General features: G+C 67.2%; 15 protein-coding genes. 3 read left to right on the forward strand and 12 right to left on the reverse strand.

Translation table 11 applies throughout. The features are described from left to right. Positions 1 to 62: 62 nt before the first annotated feature. The 10 genes from acnA to FG91_RS15755 all read right to left on the reverse strand — a co-directional run bounded on the left by acnA (position 63) and on the right by FG91_RS15755 (position 14,607). On the reverse strand, positions 63 to 2,735 hold the full coding sequence (gene acnA / locus FG91_RS15710) for an aconitate hydratase AcnA (protein ID WP_037516651.1): 2,673 nt from the start codon (positions 2,733 to 2,735) through the stop codon (positions 63 to 65). A gap of 145 nt (positions 2,736 to 2,880) precedes the next feature. Beyond that, a complete protein-coding gene (locus FG91_RS15715; protein ID WP_081940635.1) occupies positions 2,881 to 3,486 on the reverse strand; it encodes an OmpA family protein in 606 nt (201 codons plus the stop codon). Next, positions 3,483 to 4,022 (reverse strand): hypothetical protein, encoded by a 540-nt coding sequence (locus tag FG91_RS15720; protein ID WP_152568136.1) that lies wholly within the window; start codon positions 4,020 to 4,022, stop codon positions 3,483 to 3,485. The genes FG91_RS15715 and FG91_RS15720 overlap by 4 nt, the downstream gene beginning before the upstream one ends. A 241-nt stretch (positions 4,023 to 4,263) precedes the next feature. Further along, entirely contained in the window at positions 4,264 to 5,445 is a 1,182-nt protein-coding gene (locus FG91_RS15725) for a GGDEF domain-containing protein (protein WP_052187737.1), read from the reverse strand. Positions 5,446 to 5,546: 101 nt separating this feature from the next. After that, entirely contained in the window at positions 5,547 to 6,551 is a 1,005-nt protein-coding gene (locus FG91_RS15730) for a LacI family DNA-binding transcriptional regulator (RefSeq protein WP_037516656.1), read from the reverse strand. 101 nt (positions 6,552 to 6,652) lie between these two features. Beyond that, positions 6,653 to 7,642, reverse strand: a complete 990-nt coding sequence (locus FG91_RS15735; RefSeq protein ID WP_037516658.1) for a DUF2891 domain-containing protein — start codon at positions 7,640 to 7,642, stop codon at positions 6,653 to 6,655. 107 nt (positions 7,643 to 7,749) lie between these two features. Continuing rightward, positions 7,750 to 8,688 (reverse strand): DUF979 domain-containing protein, encoded by a 939-nt coding sequence (locus FG91_RS15740; RefSeq protein WP_037516660.1) that lies wholly within the window; start codon positions 8,686 to 8,688, stop codon positions 7,750 to 7,752. Continuing rightward, complete coding sequence (locus FG91_RS15745) at positions 8,685 to 9,356, reverse strand: DUF969 domain-containing protein (RefSeq protein ID WP_037516661.1); 672 nt, start codon at positions 9,354 to 9,356, stop codon at positions 8,685 to 8,687. The genes FG91_RS15740 and FG91_RS15745 overlap by 4 nt, the downstream gene beginning before the upstream one ends. A gap of 57 nt (positions 9,357 to 9,413) precedes the next feature. Further along, positions 9,414 to 13,004, reverse strand: a complete 3,591-nt coding sequence (locus tag FG91_RS15750; protein WP_037516663.1) for a hydantoinase B/oxoprolinase family protein — start codon at positions 13,002 to 13,004, stop codon at positions 9,414 to 9,416. After that, positions 12,988 to 14,607 (reverse strand): CHASE domain-containing protein, encoded by a 1,620-nt coding sequence (locus FG91_RS15755; protein ID WP_037516664.1) that lies wholly within the window; start codon positions 14,605 to 14,607, stop codon positions 12,988 to 12,990. Before FG91_RS15755 ends, FG91_RS15750 begins: the two co-directional genes overlap by 17 nt. A gap of 171 nt (positions 14,608 to 14,778) precedes the next feature. On the opposite strand from FG91_RS15755, the gene FG91_RS15760 reads away from it, so the two are divergent. Next, on the forward strand, positions 14,779 to 15,429 hold the full coding sequence (locus tag FG91_RS15760; protein WP_037516666.1) for a glutathione S-transferase family protein: 651 nt from the start codon (positions 14,779 to 14,781) through the stop codon (positions 15,427 to 15,429). Here FG91_RS15760 and FG91_RS21095 read toward each other — a convergent pair. Continuing rightward, on the reverse strand, positions 15,426 to 15,941 hold the full coding sequence (locus FG91_RS21095; protein ID WP_052187739.1) for a PilZ domain-containing protein: 516 nt from the start codon (positions 15,939 to 15,941) through the stop codon (positions 15,426 to 15,428). The genes FG91_RS15760 and FG91_RS21095 overlap by 4 nt on opposite strands. Before the next feature lie 91 nt (positions 15,942 to 16,032). Continuing rightward, positions 16,033 to 17,649 carry an ABC-F family ATP-binding cassette domain-containing protein gene (locus FG91_RS15770; protein WP_200878476.1) on the reverse strand — a complete coding sequence of 539 codons (1,617 nt, stop codon included), beginning with the start codon at positions 17,647 to 17,649 and terminating at the stop codon, positions 16,033 to 16,035. 387 nt (positions 17,650 to 18,036) lie between these two features. On the opposite strand from FG91_RS15770, the gene FG91_RS15775 reads away from it, so the two are divergent. Together FG91_RS15775 and FG91_RS15780 are read left to right on the forward strand one after the other, a co-directional pair. Next, entirely contained in the window at positions 18,037 to 18,411 is a 375-nt protein-coding gene (locus tag FG91_RS15775) for a BlaI/MecI/CopY family transcriptional regulator (RefSeq protein WP_037516670.1), read from the forward strand. Continuing rightward, a complete protein-coding gene (locus FG91_RS15780) occupies positions 18,411 to 20,138 on the forward strand; it encodes a M56 family metallopeptidase (RefSeq protein ID WP_037516672.1) in 1,728 nt (575 codons plus the stop codon). Before FG91_RS15775 ends, FG91_RS15780 begins: the two co-directional genes overlap by 1 nt. Positions 20,139 to 20,206 lie beyond the last annotated feature (68 nt).

Below are 20,206 nucleotides of genomic sequence, written 5' to 3' on the forward strand. Positions count from 1 at the left end.
CAAATAAAAACGCCCGCCCCCGGTGAGGGGGCGGGCGCTTTTAGCATCAGCTGTGTGCGACGTCAGGCGGCAAGCTTGCGCAGCACATAATGCAGGATGCCGCCGTTCATATAATATTCGACCTCGTTCGCCGTGTCGATGCGGCAGAGCGTGTCGAAGCTGAAGGTCGAGCCGTCGGCGCGGGTGACATTCACCGTCACCGTCTGGCGCGGTTTGAGGTCGGCGACGCCGGTGATGGTGAACTGGTCGTCGCCGGTCAGGCCCAGCGTTTCGCGGCTCTGCCCTTCGAGGAACTGCAGCGGCAGCACGCCCATGCCGACGAGGTTCGAGCGGTGGATGCGCTCGAAGCTTTCGACGATGACGGTGCGGACGCCGAGCAGGTTCGTGCCCTTCGCCGCCCAGTCGCGCGACGAGCCGGTGCCATATTCCTTGCCCGCGATCACGACGAGCGGGGTGCCGTCGGCCTTGTGGCGCATCGCGGCGTCATAGATCGGCATGACTTCGGCGCCATAGCGCGACATGCCGCCCTCGATGCCGGGGACCATTTCATTCTTGATGCGGATGTTGGCGAAAGTGCCGCGCATCATCACGTCGTGGTGGCCGCGGCGGGCGCCGTAGCTGTTGAAGTCGGCCTTGCTAACCTGATGTTCCATCAGCCATTTTCCGGCCGGGCTGTCGGCCTTGATCGAACCCGCGGGCGAGATGTGGTCGGTGGTGATCGAATCGCCGAGGATCGCGAGCGGCTTCGCGTCGATGATATCCGACACCGGCGCCGGGGTCATCGTCATGCCCTCGAAGTACGGCGGGTTCGCGACATAGGTCGAGCCGGCGCGCCACTGGTAGGTGTCCGAGCCTTCGACCTCGATCTTCTGCCAATGCTCGTCGCCCTTGTAGACATGCGCGTAGCGCGCGACGAACATGTCGCGGTCGACCGCGCCCGCCACGGCATCGGCGACTTCGAGATTAGTCGGCCAGATGTCGGCGAGGAAGACGTCCTTGCCCTGCTGGTCCTGCCCGATCGGGGTGGTGGTGAAATCCTCGATCACCGTGCCCTTCAGCGCATAAGCGACGACGAGCGGCGGCGAGGCGAGGAAGTTCGCGCGCACGTCGGGTGACACGCGGCCTTCGAAGTTGCGGTTGCCCGAGATCACCGCCGCGGCGACGAGGCCATTTTCGTTGATCGCCTTCGAAATCGGCTCGGCGAGCGGGCCCGAGTTGCCGATGCACGTCGTGCAGCCATAGCCGACGAGGTTGAAGCCGATATTGTCGAGATGCTTCTGCAGCCCGGCCTTTTCCAGATAGTCGGTGACGACCTGCGACCCCGGGGCGAGCGAGGTCTTGACCCACGGCTTGGGTTTCAGCCCCAGCGCGTCGGCTTTCTTCGCGACGAGACCCGCGGCGACGAGCACGCCGGGGTTCGAGGTGTTGGTGCAGCTGGTGATCGCGGCGATGGTGACGTCGCCGTCGCCGATGTCGAAATCCTTGCCCTCGACCGGAACGCGCGTCTGCGCCTTTTTATAGGTGTTCGCCATGTCGGCGTTGAACACATCGTCGACGTCGGGGAGCGAGACGCGGTCCTGCGGACGCTTCGGCCCCGCGAGCGACGGCACGACGGTGCCGAGGTCGAGTTCGAGCGTGTCGGTGAAGATCGGGTCCGCGGCACCCTCGACGATCCACAGGCCCTGCGCCTTCGCATAGGCTTCGACCAGCGCGATATTCTCGTCGCTGCGGCCGGTCAGGCGCATATAATCGAGCGTCTTGTCGTCGACGCCGAAGAAGCCGCAGGTCGCGCCATATTCGGGCGCCATATTGGCGAGCGTCGCGCGGTCGGCGAGGCTGAGCGAGGCGAGGCCGGGGCCGAAATATTCGACGAAGCGGCCGACGACGCCCTTGGCGCGCAGCATCTGCGTCGCGGTGAGCACGAGGTCGGTCGCGGTGACGCCTTCCTTCAGCGCGCCGGTGAATTTGAAGCCGACGACTTCGGGGATGAGCATCGACACGGGCTGGCCGAGCATCGCGGCCTCGGCCTCGATCCCGCCGACGCCCCAGCCGAGCACGCCGAGCCCGTTGATCATCGTCGTGTGGCTGTCGGTGCCGACGCAGGTGTCGGGATAGGCGACGGTTTCACCCGACGCATCCTCGCTCGACCACACCGCCTGCGCGATATGTTCGAGGTTGACCTGGTGGCAGATGCCGGTGCCCGGGGGCACCGCCTTGAAGTTCGACAGGCTCTTCGATCCCCATTTCAGGAAGTCGTAGCGTTCGCCGTTGCGATAATATTCGATTTCGACATTCTGCTCGAACGCCTTGGGGTGGCCGAATTCGTCGACCATGACACTGTGGTCGATGACGAGGTGGACGGGGACGAGCGGGTTGATCTTCGTCGTGTCGCCGCCGAGCGTCGCGATCGCGTCGCGCATCGCGGCGAGGTCGACGACGCACGGAACGCCGGTGAAATCCTGGAGCAGCACGCGCGCGGGGCGATACTGGATCTCGCGGTTCGAATGCGGGTCCTTCTGCCAGTCGACAATCGCCTGAACATCGTCGGTCGACACGGTGAAGCCGCCATCCTCGAAGCGCAGCAGGTTTTCGAGCAGCACCTTCATCGAGAAGGGCAGGCGCGAAACGTCGCCGAGCTTGGCCGCAGCCTTGTCGAAAGAATAGTAGGCGTAATTCTTGCCGCCGACGCTCAGCGTCGAGCGGGTGCCCAGCGTGTCGTTGCCCGTGGTCGTCATAGGATTGCAGTCCCCATGTTGGCGCGGCGGGGAATGACTGTCCGGTGGCGAAGCGGGAGAGCGGGGCCAACGGGAGTCGCACGCGCGGGTTTATGTTGGCGCCGCCTTACGCCGAGGGTGGGGAATTGCAAGGGGGTGGGGACCGCTATCGCGGCAGGATCACTTCGACGCGGCGATTCCGGGCGCGGCCGGCGGCGTCATCCTTCCCGTCGGCGGTTTGATTCGGCGCGATCGGCTCGGTTTCGCCCTTGCCCGACACACGGAACGTGCGCTGGCGCACGCCGACCTGGCCCGCGAACCAGTCGGCGACCGTACGCGCCCGCTTTTCGGACAGGTTCTGGTTATAGGCGTCGTCGCCCTTGGCGTCGCTATGGCCGATCACTTCGATGGCGCCCGGCGGCGCCTTGCGGATCAGTTCGGCCGCCTTTTGTAACTCGGCTTCCGCACCGGGAGTCAGGTCGGCCTTGTCGAATTCGAACAGCGCGTCGGCGGGCAGGTCGACGATCGTGGCGGTGGCGGTGACGCGAATGTTCAGCCCGCTGACGTCGCCTTTCAGGTCGCTGACCGTTCCCGTCATCGCGCTTCCCGGTCCGCCCCCGGTGGTGGGTTGTGCGTCGGCTGCGGCTGCGACGGGGGCGGATGTCGTCCCCGCTCCCGTGGCCGCATCGCCGGCAGGGGCATCGCTGCCGCCGCCCGGAGAACAAGCGGCGAGCAGCGCGGCGCCGATGGACAGCGAGGCAAGCCGCATCATCGCGTGACCGGTATCCCGTCGAACGGGCCGACTTTTGGGAGGTTGATCGACACGGTCTTGCTGGTCGCGGGTGGCGCGGGGAATTTGGCCCAGATCACGCCGGGCTTGATCTCGCAGTCGGTGTTCAGGCTGGTTCCGCTGACGTTCGACGCCATCCACTCGCCGGCATTGTCCTTGAGCACGCCCAGCCGCTGCGACGTGGCATCGTCGATCACGCTGATCTTTTGCACGTCGAACGACTCGCTGTTGATCTTCTCGTCGCTCGAGCAGCGCAGCGTCACGGTCAATATGTCGCCGGTGACCGCAACCTTCATCAGGTCGACCTGCGATCCGTCAGGCCCCGGCTGGCTCTGGATCGCGACCTGCGCGGGCATGCGCGCGACGGGGGCTTCGTCCTGCGCCGCGGTCACCGCTTCGCGCGTGACGCCCGCCTCGGGCGCGCCCGCCGTGTCCGGGGTCGACGGCGTCTCGCTGACGTCGCAGCCCGCGAGCGCGATCCCGGTCGCAGCCAGCAAAGTAACATGCAGAATATTCACCGATAAATCTCCGTCCCTACTTGGATAGGGGACCTACGTTTTACCAAGGCGAGGGTTCCCGGAGGGCTTCCGCACCGGATTTTTCCGAAGCGCTGGGCGCTCTTTCTTGCCCGTCCATCAACTGTCACCAACGCGCTCATTCGTCGATAAAAGGGGGTGTTATGCGCATGCGGGCGGCTGGTATCATGGTGACGCTGGTGAAGCTGGCGGCGGTGAAGCCCCGGAAATAGCGCGAGACGGCTCAGCTGCCGCCCGCGGCGAGGCGCACCGGCTTGGGGGTGAAGGTACGGACGCGGTTGCGGCCGGTGCGCTTGGCTTCGTAGAGCGCCTGATCGGCCTCCTGCATCAGCGCCGAGAGCGTCGTGCCGGGAGCGCCGATCGCGAGGCCGATGCTGGTCGTCGGGCAGAGCTTTTCCGGGATGCGGTCGGCGCACGCGGCCTGCAGCCCGGTGCGGACCGCCTCGGCGAGCTGGCGCGCCGCCTCGATGCTTGCGCCGGGGACGAGCAGCGCGAACTCCTCGCCGCCGATGCGCCCCGCGATCATGTTTGCGGGACCGATGGCGCGAACATGGGCGCCGAACGCGGCGATGATCGCGTCGCCGACCGCGTGGCCGTGATTGTCGTTGACGCGCTTGAAATGGTCGAGGTCGGCGATCATCAGCGCGACGGGGGCGTGCTCGTCGATGCAGCGGCGGAGCGCCGCGCCCGCTTGCGCCTCGAACCCGCGGCGGTTGAGCAGGCCTGACAGATTGTCGTCGTCGGCCTCGCGGCGGAGCTCGGCGATCTGGTCGATCGCGACCGCGACCATCAGGCTAATCGCCGCGACGATCGACACCATCGCCTGGCTGAACTGGACGGTGGTCCAGTAGACGGACTGCTGGAAGCCGACATAATTGTCGAAGCCGCCGACGAGCGAGAGCAGCACGATGGGGCGGATGATGAGGTTGAGCGCGGAGATCGCGGCGACCCAGAACAGCGCGCGGTCGATGAGGTAAGGCTTTTCGATCGGCCAGAGCGACTTGACGATCATCGCGGCGATGAGGCCCGCGCCGATGCTGATCGACAGGATGCGCGCTGCGATGTCCGGCTGGATGAGCAGGAACCAGGTGAAGACGGAGATTGAGATCGCGGTCGTCACCGCCATCGCGCGCCAGGGGATTGGCAGATTGTAGCGCTTGATGATCGCGGCGGCGAACAGGACGCCGGTGGCGAGGAAACCGAGATTGGCGGGTAGCCGCTGCAATTCCATCGGCAGCACCGGGCCGACGTCCTGGATCAGGAAGGCGATCGCCGACGCGGTATAGGCGCCCGCCGCATAGGCGACATAGCGTTCGCGGCGGTTCAGCCAGAGCAGGAAAAAGGCGATCGCGAACAACAGGCCGATGCCCGGATTGAGCAGCGAAATGAAAAATTGTCCGTTCACACTACCGCTTTCTGCCCCCACCCCCATGGTAGCAGTGCATAGATAACGAGCCGTTACTTTTCGGGGAGTTAAGTCACGGTAACGCGCCAAGGAGCCGGGCGTCAGGCGGTCCCGCGCACCACGAGATGGACGGGGATGCGGGTGCCGCTGCGCGTACGTTCGTCATCCTCGAGCGCCATCGCGACGAGCGCTTCGCCCGCGGCGTCGAGGTCGGGCTCGAGCGTCGTGAGCGCGGGGTCGGCGAGGGTGCCGGCGCGGATGCCGTCGAAACCGATCAGCGCGACATCCTCGGGCACGCGGCGGCCGGCGTCCTTCAGCCCCTGCAGCACGCCGAGCGCGAGCATGTCCGAGGCGGCGAAGATCGCATCGGTGTCGGGGTGCGCCTCGAGCAGCGCCTGCACGGCGGCGACGCCCTGCGCGTGGCGGTCGGCGGCGGCGGGCGGCTCGGCGACGATCGCGGTCAGGCCGTGCGCCGCGAGCGCGGCGGAAAAGCCGTCGCGGCGCTCGTCGAACTGGCGCTGCGGCGACTGTTGCGGCCCGACGAAGGCGATGTGGCGGCGGCCGGTCTTGATGAAATGTTCGGCCGCAAGCTGGCCGCCGATGTCATTCTCGCTGCGCATCCAGTGGAACGGGCTGCCGGGGCTGCCCCAGCAGACGAAGTCGAGCCCCGACGCTTGCGCCTGTGCGAAATAGTCCCACGCCGGGCGGTTGCTGGTCGTCCCGATCACGATCATCGCGTCGGCGAGGCCCGATGCGACGAAGTCGGCGCGGAAATTGTCGGGATTTTCCTGGAACGAGACGAGCAGGTTGAACCCGCGCGCCGAGGTCGCGGCGGCGATGCTGCCGAGCAGCGCGAAATAGAAGGGGTTGATCGCGCTGCGATCCTCGCCGGGGCGGCAGATGGTGACGAGCGCGATCGTCTCGCTGCTCTTGAGGCGGAGCGACGAGGCGTGGCGGTCGACGACATAGCCGAGCTCACGCGCCGCGGCGGAGACGCGCGCGCGCGTTTCGGCGTTGACGCCGGGGCTGTTGCGGAGCGCACGCGAAACGGTCGATTGCGACACGCCGGCGCGCTCGGCGACGTCGAACGATGTGGGACGCAGCATCTTTCCGTTCACCTCAGGCTTCTCCCCCTTGCGCCGTCTCTCGCCGCGAGGGCGGGGCTTGTCAATCGGCGAGGCCGTTCGCTTCCTTCCGGAACGACGGCCTAAAGGCCGTCGAGGGCAAGGAGCGCGAAGCTCGCGAGCCAATGTTCGCCCATATAGTCGCCGGTGACGTGCGGGAGCGCGGCCGCGAGATGGCGCTGCGCCGCGGCTTCGGCGACGGGCGCGACAGGGTGGGCCGGGCCGAGTGCGGCGGCGAGCGCGCGCCAGCTCCATGCGCGGCTGAGGTTGAGCCCGTCGAGGTGCGCGATCTTGCCGTCGCTACGGTCGGAGACGGTGGCGGGGGTGAAGAGCGTCGCGGGCTGTTCGTGCGCCGCGCGTGGCAGGAAGGCGTCGAACCAACCGATGAAATCGCCGCCGAGGACGACCGCCATCAGATGCGCCTCGGTGAGCGCCGAGGAGAGGAATTCGTCGCCCCCCGGCTCCCATGCCGGACAGTCGCGGTCGCCGGTGAACCAGTCGCGGGTGCGAGTGTCGATGAGGGTGACGAGAACTGGGTCGCGGGTTTCGGCCCAGTGGCGCGCGAGGAGCAGTGCGAAGGCGATGTTGAAATGGGTGCCGACGCGTAAGGGGTAGGTGAGCTTGGGCAGGAAGGCGTGGAAGCGCGTGGCAAAGGCGGCGGCGAGGGGGGCGAGCGCTGCGGCCCATGGGGCATCGTGTCGCTCGGCCTCGGCGTGGAGCGCGAGGAGCCAGGCCCAGCCATAGGGGCGCTCGAAGCCCGCCGACATCGGGCGGCTTAGGAAAGCGAGCTCGCCCGCGACCTTGTCTGGGACGAGCATCGCATCGGCGCGGGCGCGGATATCGGCGGCGACGGGAAGGTCGGGGAAGCGGCGCGCGAGGCGGAGGATCTGCCACCAGCCGTGGACGCAGCTGTGCCAGTCGAAGCTGCCGTGGAAGATCGGATGATGCTCGCGCGGGGGCTTGGCGTCCTCGGGGCCGTTCAGGACGAGGTCCATCTTGTACGGATATTCGCGGCCGAGGTGCGACAGGGTCGCGGTCGCGAAGCGGGTGGCGTGGTCGGGGGTGAGGTGCATGAGCTTACCTTATCCGTTCGCATCGAGCGAAGTCGAGATGCCCATCGGTCATGCGCTCCCCGGGGTGTCTCGACTTCGCTCGACACGAATGGATTTCGGGGTGGGCGCTAGAACGCGAAAAGCCAGATGAAGACGATGTTCACCGCGAGCAGGGGCAGCGCGGTGCCGATCTGCGCCTTGATCACGCCATAGGGATTTTTGAGTTCTAGCAGTGCGGCGGGGACGAGGTTGAAGTTCGCGGCCATCGGGGTCATCAGCGTGCCGCAGAAGCCCGCGAGCATGCCGATCGCCGCGACGACCGCAGGGTCGCCTTCATATTGCATGATGAGCAAGGGCATGCCGATCGCGGCGAGCATAACCGGGAAAGCCGCGAAGGCGTTGCCCATCACCATGGTAAAAAAGGCCATGCCGAGCCCGTAGGCGAGCACCGCGCCGAACAGGCTGCCATGCGGGATCGCGGCGCCGATGAGGTCGCCGACGACCTCGCCGACGCCCGCGAGCGCGAAGACCGCGCCGAGGCTGGCGAGCATCTGCGGCAGGATCGCGGCCCAGCCGACCGCGTCGAGCAAGCGGCGCCCCTGCTGTGCGGGCAGTAGAAGCGGGGGCTCGAGGCGGGCCATGCCGACGGCGAGCGCGATCAGGACGCCGAGCGCGAGCGAGATGAGCGTCGCCTGCTTGGGGTCGGCGAGGCCGGGCACCCATTTGAAGAGGAAAGTGCCCGCGAGCGCGACCGCGGGGATGATCAGCGCGACGAGGAGCAGGAAGGGGCCGTGGCGTTCGGCGCGTTCGGCCTGAATTTCGGCGGGAACTTCGTCGCTGGGCGCACGGCCGATCTGGCCGGTGCCCGCGATCGCGACGAGCGCGAGGACGAGCAGGCCGTTGCCCAAGTCGCCGAGCCAGTCCCCGCCGAGCATCGAGAGCGCGAGCAACCCCCAGAAGGCTGCGTTGCCGAAACGCTTTGGGTTGCTGCGGTCGGCGACGCCAAGCGCGGCGAAGAGCGCGAAGGTGAGCCCCGCGAGGACATAGACGAAGCCGAGCGTGATCATGCGCTCGCCTCCGGTTTCATCATCCGTTTTTCGAGGCGGCGGAGGCGCAGTCCGTGGATCAGGAAGGCGGCGATCGCGGTCGGGATCGCCCAGAGCGAAAAGTGCAGCGGCTCGATGACATAGCCATAACCCTCGAGCAGGCCCTTCATCAGCAGGATAGAGCCGATCGCGAGGAAGATATCCTCGCCGAAGAAAAGGCCGACATTGTCGGTGGCGGCGGAGAAGGCTTTCACTTCCTCGCGCTGGTCGTCGGTGAGCGCGTCGTTCTTCGCCTCGGCGGCGGCCTCGGCCATCGGGGCGACGAGCGGGCGGACGGTCTGCGGATGCCCCGCAACCGAGGTGAGGCCGACCGCGGCCATCGCCTGGCGGAGAAGCAGATAGGAGGTGAGGAGGCGGCCGAGCGTCGCACCCTTCATCCGGCCGACCAGCGTGCGGGCGTGTTGTTGCAGCCCATAGGCTTCGAGCAGGCCGATGACGGGGAGCACGATCCAGACGATCGAGACATAACGCGTGTCGTTGAACGCCTTGCCGAAGGCGGCGATGATCGCGGCGATGTCGAGCCCCGCAGCGAGGCCGGTCGCGAGCGCGGAGGCCATGATCACGAGCAGCGGATTGAAGCGGAGCAGGAAGCCCGCGATGATGATCAGGATGCCGATCAGCACGAGCATGGTTGGTTTCCCTTCATCCCGTCATCCCCGCGTGGGGTAGACCGCGCTGTCGCCAAATTATCTCTCCCCTGATTTCCCGTATCCACCGCCGCCGGGCGTTTCGATCACGAAGGCGTCGCCTGCGGCGAGGTCTGCGCTGCCCGTCGCGGCCAGCATCTCGATCCGGCCGTCGGCGCGTTCGACCCAGTTGCGCCCCGGTGCGGCGTCGGCACCGCCCGCGAGGCCCGAGGGCGCGATCTGTCGGCGGTTGGCAAGGATGTTCGCCGCCATCGGCTCGCGGAAGCGGATGCGGCGGGTGGCGCCGTCGCCGCCGTGCCATTGGCCCGCACCGCCCGAGCCTTTGCGGATCGAAAATTCCTCGACGATCACGGGGAAGCGCGTTTCCATGACCTCGGGGTCGGTCATCCGGCTGTTGGTCATATGCGTCTGGATAACGCTGGTGCCGTCGAAGCCGGGGCCCGCGCCCGAGCCGCCCGCGATCGTCTCGTAATATTGGTGCGCTTCATTGCCGAAGGTGAAGTTGTTCATCGTCCCCTGCGCGGGGGCCATCGCGCCGAAGGCGGCGAACAGCGCGTCGGTGATGACCTGGCTCGTCTCGACATTGCCCGCGACGACCGCGGCGGGATAGGTTGGGGACAGCATCGAATTGTCGGGAACGATCAGCGTGACAGGGGCAAGGCAGCCCTCGTTCATCGGGATCGGATCGTCGAGCATCGTGCGCAGGACATAGAGGACCGCGGCGCGGACGACCGGCATCGGCGCGTTGAAATTGTCAGGGAGCGTCGCCGACGAACCAGTGAAGTCGATGGTGACGTGGCGCGCCGCGCGGTCGACTTTGACCGCGACAGCAACCTCGGCGCCATTGTCCATCGCATAGCGGAAGGCGCCGTCGTCGAGGCGCGCGACAAGCTGGCGGACGGCCGCCTCGGCCTGCGCTTGCCCATGCGCCATATAGGCGGCGACGGTGGTGGCGCCGTGCGCGGCGGAGAGGTCGGCGAGCGCGCTCGCCCCGCGCTGGCAGGCGGCGACTTGCGCCTTCAGATCGGCGATGTTGAGCGCGGGGTTGCGTGCGGGCCAAGGGCTGTCGACAAGGTGCGACGCGACGGCCGCGTCGCGGAAATGGCCGTCGTCGACGATCAGCATATTGTCGAAGAGAATGCCTTCGTCCTCGATGCTTTTGCTGTCGGGAGGCATCGAGCCGGGGGCGATGCCGCCGAGGTCGGCGTGGTGGCCGCGCGCGGCCACGAAGAAGCTTGGTTCGTCGCCTTCCACGAACACCGGCATGATGACGGTGATGTCGGGGAGGTGGGTGCCGCCGTCGTAGGGGGCGTTGAGGGCGTAGGCGTCGCCGCGCCTGATGCCGCGGCCATCGTGTGTGCGCTGGCGCAGGATGGTGCGGACGCTCTCGCCCATCGAGCCGAGATGCACGGGCATATGCGGTGCGTTTGCGACGAGGCGGCCGTCGCCGTCGAAGATCGCGCAGGAGAAATCGAGCCGCTCGCGGATGTTGATCGACGAGGCACTGTGCTGGAGCGCGCCGCCCATTTCCTCGGCGATCGCCATGAACAGGCTGTTGAAGATTTCGAGGCGGATCGGGTCGGGGGTGGTCAGGCCGTCGCGCGAGACGATTTGTATTCCGGTCGCTCGCGTACGGGCGAGGAGCAATGTGCCTTCGCTTTGGACCTCGCCGCGCCAGCCGGGCTCGACGATCGTCGTCGAAAGCGCATCGATGATGATCGCGGGGCCGACGATGGTGCGGCCGGGGGCGAGGGCGCCGCGCTGGTGGAGCGGGACCCGATGCTCGGCGCCCGCGAGCCATGCGGTGACGATTTCGGGTTCGGTTTCGGTGGTCGGCGCGGGCAAGGACAGGGCCGCGGGCGCGTCGCCCGCCTCGGTCAGTTCGACGCGGATGCGGTCGACGACGAGGTTGGCGTGCGGGGCGTAACCGAAGCGCTGGCGGAACGCGGCGGCGAAGGCTTGTGCCATGTCGGCGGGCGGGCCGAGCGGGAGTTCGATCGCGTTGTCGCTGTCGGCGAGGCGGACGAAGAGCAGGGTTTCGCGCGTCGTCGCGGCATCGGGGGCGAGATCGGTGCGGGCTTGATCCGACAGCTCGATTTCGGTCGCGGCGAGCGTTGCGGCGCAATCCTCGTCGAGTATGAGCGCGAGCGTGCGCTCGCGGATCGCCGATGGTTTGGCGAGGCCCATGCCAAAGGCCGAGAGCACCCCCGCGAGCGGATGGAGCAATATCTCGTCGACGCCGAGCGCGTCGGCGACGAGGCAGACATGTTGCCCCGCAGCGCCGCCGAAACCGACGAGGCTGTAGCCTTGCGTCACGTCGTGGCCGCGCGCGATGGTGATGCGCTTGATCGCGTTCGCCATTTGCTGGACCGCGATGGCGAGCAGACCTTCGGCGAGGGCTTCGGGGGTAATGCCTCCGACCTCGGCGGCCATCGCGGCGAATTTCTCCACCACGACATCGCGGTCGAGCGGCTGGTCGCCGTTCGGGCCGAAGAGTTTGGGGAAATGGTCGGGCTGGATTTTGCCGAGCAGGAGGTTGCAGTCGGTGACGGTGAGCGGCCCGCCACGGCCATAGGCGGCGGGACCGGGGTTCGCGCCCGCGCTTTCGGGGCCGACAAGCAGGCGCGCGCCGTCCCAGCGGCAGATCGAACCGCCGCCTGCCGCCACCGTATGGATGCGCAGCATCGGCGCGCGGATGCGCGTGCCCGCGACGATCGTCTCGTTATCGCGCTCGAGGCGGCCGGCGTAGTGGCTGACGTCGGTCGAGGTGCCGCCCATGTCGAAGCCGATGAGGCGGGTTTTGCCCAAGGGCGCGGCGCTGCCGACCATGCCGACGATGCCGCCCGCGGGACCCGAGAGGATCGCGTCGCGGCCGTGGAAGGCCGATGCGGCGGCGAGGCCGCCCGAGCTTTTCATGAACTGCGGGTCGACGCCCTCTCCGAGCTGCGCGACGAATTGCCGGACATAATGGTGGAGGACGGGCGAGAGATAGGCGTCGGCGAGCGTCGTGTCGCCGCGGCCGATCAGCTTGATCAGCGCGCTGACGTCGTGGCTCGTCGAGATCTGGGTGAAGCCGAGCTCGCGGGCGATGTTGGCGAGCCGCTGTTCGTGCGCGGGGTAGCGGTAGCCGTGCATCAGCACGATCGCGATGCTGGTGAGGCCCCGCTCGCGCGCGGCTTGCAGCGCGGCGCGGACCTGCTCCTCGTCGAGCGGGGTCAGAACCCCGCCGCCGGGACCGACGCGTTCGCTGATTTCGGCGACCGCGGCGTGGGGCGGAGCGATGCGGTCGAGCCGTCGCGCGAAGAGGTCGGGGCGGTCCTGATAACCGATCGTCAGCGCGTCGCCGAAGCCGCGCGTGATCGCGAGCAAGGTCGGTTCGCCCTTGCGTTCGAGGAGCGCGTTGGTCGCGACCGTGCTGCCCATGCGGATCGCGAGCGGCGGGAGCGCGCCCGCGCCCGCGCCGGTCAGGTCGCGGATCGCATTGACCGCGGCGTCGCCGGGGCGTGCGGGGTCTTCGGAAAGATATTTGGTGGTGACGACGGCGCCGTCGGGGCCGCGCGCGACGACATCGGTGAATGTGCCGCCGCGGTCGATCCATATCTGCCAGCGGTCGTCAGTCGTTTGGGGCATTGTCCGGCCAGCGAATGACGATGGCGAGGCTGTTGTCAACCGCCGTGCGCTGCCAGCGGCCCTTGAGCTGGCGTTCGATCAGCGTGCGGATGAACTGGGTGCCGAAGCTTTCGCAGTCGATGTGCGGGGTTTCGGGAAGGTTGCTTTCGACCCAGTCGAGCTGGATGTCGCCCCCGTCGCGGTGCCAGCTGACCGCAAGGTTACCCTTGCCCGCCAGCGCACCATATTTGATGCTGTTGGTGACGAATTCGTGGACTGCGAGCGACAGCGCCTGTGCGCCCTCGTCGTCGAGGCGGACGTCGGGGCCGGTGATCGCGGCGAGCTGTTCGGGCGAGCGACCGGCGAGTTCGAGCTCGCGGTGGACGATCCGCCCCAGATCGACGCTGTCGACCGCGCCGGTGACGAGCATCTGCTTGGCGTCCGAGAGCGCGCGCATGCGCCCGTCGAACTTCGTCTCGAAATCCGCAAGGCTTTCGGATTCGCGCAGCGTAATGCGCGCGAGCGCACCGATGCGGGCGAAGGCGTTTTTCATCCGGTGCGCCATCTCGCCGATCATCAATTCGCGATCTTCGGCATGGCGCGCCCTTTGCGCGGCGAGCGCCTGAAACGCGTTGATGCGGCGGCGCTGGACGCGGTGAAGCTGGGTGGCGAGCAGCGCGAGCGCGACACCGAAGATGAAGATACCGAGCGGGCGGCCCAGCCGCTCGAGGAAGCGGCCGTAGGAGATATGCATCGTCCATTGCCGGTCGGCGATACGCAGCACCTGCTCCTGCGCGTCCCAGCCCATCTTGCCGTGGCGGAAAACGACCGGTGCCGCGGGACCGGCGCCGGCGCGGATCTCGAGCCCGTCGATTTTGCCTAGCTGCGACCCGAGCACCGCCTTCATCATGTCGTTAATGCGAAAGGGGGCATAGACGAACGCCTCGACCGGCCGGGTGCCGGGCGCCGTCGCCGCATTGCCTATCACCCCGGGGTCCGACCCGCGGGTGTAGACGGGGAGGTAGATGAGAAAGCCCTGCTGCTTGACCTTTGCAGCGCGTTCCTGCGCGAGCTGGACGATGCCGCTCGCGGCCGGACGCCCGGTCTGCCAGGCACGCCGCATCGCCGCGCGCCGCACGGGTTCGCTGTACATGTCGAAGCCCAGCGCGACGTGGCGGCGCGGCGTATAGGGTTCGATGAGGACGACGGGAAAGCCGACGGGCTGGTCGGTCTCGCCCCACACCTTGATATCCCTGCCGTAATTTTCGTGCAGCCGCGTCTCGATCGCGGCCGGCGTGCCCGCACGCATTGCGGCGGCGATGCCGATACCCTCCATCCCCGGGGCATGGACCTGCGGCTGGAGCGCGCCGAGATAGGCGCGGATACCGGGGCCGCTGGCGGCGGCGTCGGACTGGTAGAGCGCGCGGACGCCTTCGAGGATCGCGACATGGTCGCGCAGCCGCATGTTGAACTGCGCCGCGACGCGTTCGGCCTGATCGGCTTCTTCGGCCTGATTATAGAGGAAGCTGGCACTGGCCGCGACGATGGTCGCAAGCAGGATAACCAGCCCGACGAAGCGGACCAGCAGCGCCAACAGCCGATCTGCCCAGGTTGAAGGGCGCATCAATTTATCCTGCCTGAATGGCTGCCGTAGCAGCGCCCCCCTCCATGCTCAGATGTTTCACGCGAAAGGGCTGATAGCAAGTAAATTTCGCGCCGGTCCGGCCCTGTCGCTGGCCGGTTGCAAGGGAAAACCCATTGCCTATGATGCGGCATACAGAATGGGAGAAGCGCGATGATCATTTACGGGTCGGTGGTGTCGCCGTTCGTGCGCAAATTGCTGGCATATCTCGGCGAAAAGGCGATCGATTTCGAGCTGAAGGGCGTCGGGATCGGCGATCCCGATCCCGGGTTTCGCGCCGCCTCGCCGCTTGGCAAGATGCCCGCGATGGACGATGACGGCTTCCTGCTCGCCGATTCGAGCGCGATCATCCAATATGTCGAGGCGAAGCACCCCGAACCCGCGCTGATCCCCGCCGATCCGCAGGAGCGCGGCCGGGTGATCTGGTGGGAGGAGTTTGGCGATACGGTGTTTGCCGCATGCAGCGGCAAGATGTTCTTCAACCGCATCGTCGCACCGAAATTCCTCGGGCGCGAAGGCGATCTGGCGGCCGCGGCGCAGGCGGAGGGCGAGGAATTGCCCAAGCTGCTCGCCTACCTCGAAAGCGCGATCCCGGCGTCGGGGTTTCTCGTCGGCGACCGGCTGACACTGGCCGACCTCGCGGTGGCATCGCCGCTGATGAACTTCCGTCACTGCGGTTCGTGTATCGATCCGGCGATGCACCCGAAGATTGCGGCGTGGAGCGAGGCGATCCTGTCGCGGCCGAGCATGGCGACGTGGATTGCGAAGGAAGAAAAGCTGATGGCGCGGGTACTGGCTGCCTAGAATTCGACGATGATCCGGACCTTTTCGGCGCTGATGCCGGCGGCGAGCGCGATCTGTTCGCGGCTGCGGTCGATCAGGTCCAGCAACGTCCCGGGTTCCTCGGGTGCTTCGTCGATCACCGGTGCCGCCTGATCTTCGTCGACCTCAGGCGCCGGGTCGATGACGTCCGTCAGTTCGGGGGCCGGGCCGATGGCGCTCTTGAGTTCGACGGCGCTCAGCGTTGCAGGCGATACCGGACCTTCGAACTGGCATCCGAACAGCCGTCCGCTCGCCCAGATGACGACTGCCGTTATGTCGCCGGCGTGCGGAAGCTCGATCTCGATCCGGTCGCCGGCCGTCAGTTTGATGTCGCTTTCGAGCAGCAGGCCCGTTCCGGAGATATTGTGGATCTGGACTTCGAGGCCCGTGCCGTCATGCCGTAAACCCGAGGCGAGAAGGCTGAGTTTTCGGCGCGCGTCGAAACGTTTTTCGGCGCCGGGCGCCGATGGAAGAAAATGTCCGAAAATAGGCATATGCGGGTGTTGGGGGCCGCTGGTTAAAAGAAGGTTAGCGAGTGCGCCGAAAGATGGCGCGCCGGCACAAAAAATGCGCGGGTGTCGGCCGCTAACCCTCGCCGTTCGCGAGGCGGGTCAATTCGACCATTCGCCCGATCCCGATTGCATCCAGAAAGACCGCGTCGTGGCTCACGACGAGCAGCGCGCCGTCATAGGCGGCGAGACCAGTTTCGACGGCTGTTAGCGACTCGATGTCGAGATGATTGCCCGGCTCGTCGAGGATCAAGAGCTGTGGCGGCTGCGGCGCGCCGAGGACGCAGGCGAGCCCGGCGCGGAGCATCTGGCCGCCGCTGAGTGTACCGACGATGCGGTCGGCGGCGTCGGCGCGGAAGCGGAAGCGTGCGAGCGCTGCGCGGCACTGGTTGTTCGTCGTCCCGGGATTGAGTGCGAGAAAATTGCCGGCGATTGACAGCGCGGGGTCGAGCAGGCTGACGCGTTGGTCGAAGAGCGCGAAGGGGACGCCGACGCGGACCTGCCCCGACCAGGGGGCGAGCGTGCCGGCAACCAGCGCGAGCAGCGTCGACTTGCCCGAACCATTGGGGCCGGTGATTGCGACGCGCTCTGGGCCGGTGATGGTCAGCGATAGGTCCCGGATGACCGGCTGGCCTTCGGTATGGCCAGCCGTGATCTGGTCAAGCGTGAGCACGGTCCGCGACGTGGGCAGGCCGGTTGATGGCAGGCCGACTGATAGCGGATCGACGATCTCGATTTTGGCGCGCACCGATGACAGCTGTTCCTCGGCGTCGCTGCGTTGGCGCTCGGCGAGACGGCTTCCCGCGGCGCGCGTTTCTTCGGCACGGCGTTTCATCGCGCCGAGGAGGATTTTCGGCATGCCGCCGCGCGCTGCTTGGCGGTTCCCGCGCGAGTCGCGGCGGTCCTGCCGTTCGGTTGCAGCCTGTGCCTGGCGCTGCGCCGCATCGATGCGCTTTTCGGTGCCCGCGAACTCGGCCTCGATCGCCGCCTGCTCGATAGCTTTGCGTTCGCGATAGGCGCTCCAGCCGCCGCCATAGCGCGCCGCTCCGAGGCCGGTCAGTTCGACGATCGCGTCCATTTCCTCGAGCAGTTCGCGGTCGTGGCTAACGACGATCGCGCCGCCGCGCCAGCGCGCGAGCAGATCGCGTACGGCTTCGCGGCCCGCGCGGTCGAGATTGTTCGTCGGCTCGTCGAGGAGCAGGAAATCGGGCGCGGCGAACATCGCCCCGGCGAGCGCGGCGCGGGTGCGCTGGCCGCCCGATAGCTGCGCGAGCGGAGTATCAGCTGGAAGCGGCAGGGCGACGCCCGCGAGCGCCTCGTCGATCCGTGCTTCGAGCGTCCAGTCGGCGTCGCCGATCTCCTCGACGCTCGCCTCGCCCGCTTCGGCCTTGCGGAGCAGGGCGAGGGCGCCCCGCGCGCCGAACAGGTCGGCGATGCTTTCGTGTGCGGCGACCTGCACGGTCTGGCGCAGCATCGCGATGGTGCCGTCGATCGCGATGCTGCCCGACGCGGGCGCGAGTTCGCCGGTCAGCAGGCGCAGCAGCGTCGATTTGCCGACGCCGTTGCGCCCGACGATGCCGGTGCGTTCGGACTGGAAATTGAAGTCGAGGCCCGAAAGGACGGCGCGGCCGTCAGGCGTGGACCAACTGAGATTGGAGATCGTAATGGACGGAGAGAGAGGGGGCATGAACATGAACTTTCCTGGCGGCAAGGCGGGGCTGCGTTGCGGTCAGGTTGCGGTCCATGGCGAAAATCTCCGGTTGATTGAGTGGTATATGTAAGGGCTGCGGTTGCGGCATGCAACCGGAGTCGGCCGGGAGGTTGGTCTGACGGTGGTTTGAAAACGACCGGTTGCAGCCGTTTGGCGTCTCATCATTTCGTCATTCCCGCGAAAGCGGGAACCCAGCAGCGACGCCGGACTGGGTTCCCGCTTGCGCGGGAATGGCGAAGGTGGAGGATGGCCGTCTCCTACTCCAAGCAGCCCGCTATCCGGTCCTCGTGTGTTAGCCGAATAAAACCCCTTGCCAAGCATGCGCTACAAATGTAGCACGCTACAAATGTAGCGCATGAGGTGAGTCGTATGTTGTCCAGCCTGCCCCCGCGAGAACGCGAGATCGTCGATATTCTCTATGAGCGCGGTGCGTCTACCGTCACCGAAATCGGCGAGGCGCTGGCCGACGAATTGTCGGGTTCGGCGATTCGGGCGATGCTGAAGCGGCTGGAGACAAAGGGCTTTGTCGCGCGCGAACAGTCCGAGCGCGGTTTCGTCTATGCGCCGAGCGTGTCGGACAAGACCGCGCGCAAGTCGGCGCTGAGCCAAGTCGTGCGTGTCTTCTTCAACGGATCGGCGACGAGCGCCGCCGCGGCGCTCCTCGGCATGCAGGACGAGATGAGCAATAGCGAACTCGACGAGCTTGAACAGATGATCGCCAAAGCGCGCGAAGGGAGAGGGTGATGTTGACCACCGCCATGTTGCTGGGCCTGGCCTGGAAATCCGTCGTCGTCGCGGCGCTGACGCTGGGGCTGTTGCGGCTGGCGCGCTCGCGCTCGGCCGGCGAGCGGTCGATGATCGCGCACGCCGGGCTGATGGCGCTGCTCGCGCTGCCCGCGGCGATCCTGCTGCTGCCGCAATGGACGCCGCTGCCCGCCAGCTGGTCCCTCGAACCCGCCGCGCCGATCGTGCAAACGGCAACAACGGGGGGATCGGCGATCGATCCGGCACCCGCCGCGACGTCAGTCCCTGTCGTGGTCGATGGGGCCGGATCGACACCGATCGTCTTTTCGGGGAGCGACCTTGCCCCCTTTCTCTATCTTGTCCCGCTCCTGCTATTATCTGGAGTGATGGCGCTGGCGGTGGTGCGGCTGTTCGCGATGCGCGGGCGCGCCGAGATCCTCGTCGAACGGTCGTGGCTCTCGGCGCTCGCCGAGGCGCAGCGGCGCATGGGGTTCAAGCATGGCACCGCGCTGCTGGTCAGCAACGAGCTGCGCTCGCCGATCAGCTGGGGCGTGCTGCGCCCGACGATCGTGCTGAGCCCGAAGGCCGTCGCCGCATCGGGCGAGGCCGAGGCGATCATCGCGCACGAACTGGCGCATGTCGCGCGGCTCGACTGGGCGAAACTGCTCGGCGCGCGCGTCGCCTGCGCGGTCTTCTGGTTCAATCCGCTGGTGTGGGTACTGGCGCGCGAAAGCCACCAATTGCGTGAGGAAGCCGCCGACGATGCGGTGCTCATGGCCGATATCAACGGGCCCGATTATGCGACTTTGCTGGTCGGCGCGGCGCGGCACGACAATCAGGGCGCGCTGCTCGCCGCGCATGGCGTCGCGCCGGGCAAGGACAGCCTGAAGCGCCGCATCACCCGCGTCCTCGATGGCAGCCTGAAGCGCGGCCCGGCGAGCGCGAGCTGGATTTTGATGAGCCTGGTGGTGCTGGCGGGCGTGACTGCGCCGCTGGCAGCCTTTTCGGCAACCGCGAGGCCTGCGGCGACGGCGGACGTCCACTCCGTCGTCGCCTCGGCGACCAAGCAGACGACGAGCGTGACATCGCAGTCCGCCGCTGCCGCAAAGGCCGTTGCCACCGACGATGCGGCCACCGCCATGGCGGCATCGAAGACGCTGAGCGCCGAGGAATTGGTGAGCATGCGCGCGGTCGGCGTGACTCCCGAATATGTCGAAAAGATGCGCGAGAGCGGAGGGTCGATGGATGCCGACGACATCATCTCGGCCAAGGCGAGCGGGATCGATCCTGCCTATATCCGCCAGATGCGCGATGTCATTCCCGGCGCCGATTTCGACGAGCTGGTCGGCGCGCGGCATGTCGGCGTCAACGCGGCCTTTGCCCGCGACATGAAATCGCATTTCCCCGACATCGGGGTCGACGATCTGATCGCGCTGAAAGCGATGGGGGTCGACTGCGACTTTGTGACCGATATGCAGAAGTCGGGCGTCAAGATGCGCGACGCCGATGATGCGATCGAACTGCGCGCGACGGGCGGGTTCCGGCCCATGGCGAAGCATCGTCCCGCAGCGGCGCCGCGCCCGGTGACGAAAGCAGTGCGCGGCGACAATGTTGCGGTCGTCGACATGGAGCGCGGCGTGATCGAGGCGCGACGCGGGGACGGCCGGACCGCACGGATCGAATTCCCCGCATCGCCGGAACCGCCCGAGCCCCCCGCCCGCGACTGACGCCCGGACATTCGTCCGTAGCGACCGACGATTAATCGAAACCTGATTCAAAATTGCCGCTGCGGCGG

This window comes from Sphingopyxis sp. LC81 (assembly GCF_000756375.1).
Lineage (GTDB): Bacteria > Pseudomonadota > Alphaproteobacteria > Sphingomonadales > Sphingomonadaceae > Sphingopyxis.

What these genes read in the sequence shown, in the direction of transcription:
- acnA (WP_037516651.1), bottom strand. Translation starts at nt 2,735, where the DNA reads ATGACGACCACGGGCAACGACACGCTGGGCACCCGCTCGACGCTGAGC.
- FG91_RS15715 (WP_081940635.1), bottom strand. Translation starts at nt 3,486, where the DNA reads ATGATGCGGCTTGCCTCGCTGTCCATCGGCGCCGCGCTGCTCGCCGCT.
- FG91_RS15730 (WP_037516656.1), bottom strand. Translation starts at nt 6,551, where the DNA reads ATGCTGCGTCCCACATCGTTCGACGTCGCCGAGCGCGCCGGCGTGTCG.
- FG91_RS15735 (WP_037516658.1), bottom strand. Translation starts at nt 7,642, where the DNA reads ATGCACCTCACCCCCGACCACGCCACCCGCTTCGCGACCGCGACCCTG.
- FG91_RS15740 (WP_037516660.1), bottom strand. Translation starts at nt 8,688, where the DNA reads ATGATCACGCTCGGCTTCGTCTATGTCCTCGCGGGGCTCACCTTCGCG.
- FG91_RS15745 (WP_037516661.1), bottom strand. Translation starts at nt 9,356, where the DNA reads ATGCTCGTGCTGATCGGCATCCTGATCATCATCGCGGGCTTCCTGCTC.
- FG91_RS15750 (WP_037516663.1), bottom strand. Translation starts at nt 13,004, where the DNA reads ATGCCCCAAACGACTGACGACCGCTGGCAGATATGGATCGACCGCGGC.
- FG91_RS15755 (WP_037516664.1), bottom strand. Translation starts at nt 14,607, where the DNA reads ATGCGCCCTTCAACCTGGGCAGATCGGCTGTTGGCGCTGCTGGTCCGC.
- FG91_RS15760 (WP_037516666.1), top strand. Translation starts at nt 14,779, where the DNA reads ATGATCATTTACGGGTCGGTGGTGTCGCCGTTCGTGCGCAAATTGCTG.
- FG91_RS21095 (WP_052187739.1), bottom strand. Translation starts at nt 15,941, where the DNA reads ATGCCTATTTTCGGACATTTTCTTCCATCGGCGCCCGGCGCCGAAAAA.
- FG91_RS15770 (WP_200878476.1), bottom strand. Translation starts at nt 17,649, where the DNA reads ATGTTCATGCCCCCTCTCTCTCCGTCCATTACGATCTCCAATCTCAGT.
- FG91_RS15775 (WP_037516670.1), top strand. Translation starts at nt 18,037, where the DNA reads ATGTTGTCCAGCCTGCCCCCGCGAGAACGCGAGATCGTCGATATTCTC.
- FG91_RS15780 (WP_037516672.1), top strand. Translation starts at nt 18,411, where the DNA reads ATGTTGACCACCGCCATGTTGCTGGGCCTGGCCTGGAAATCCGTCGTC.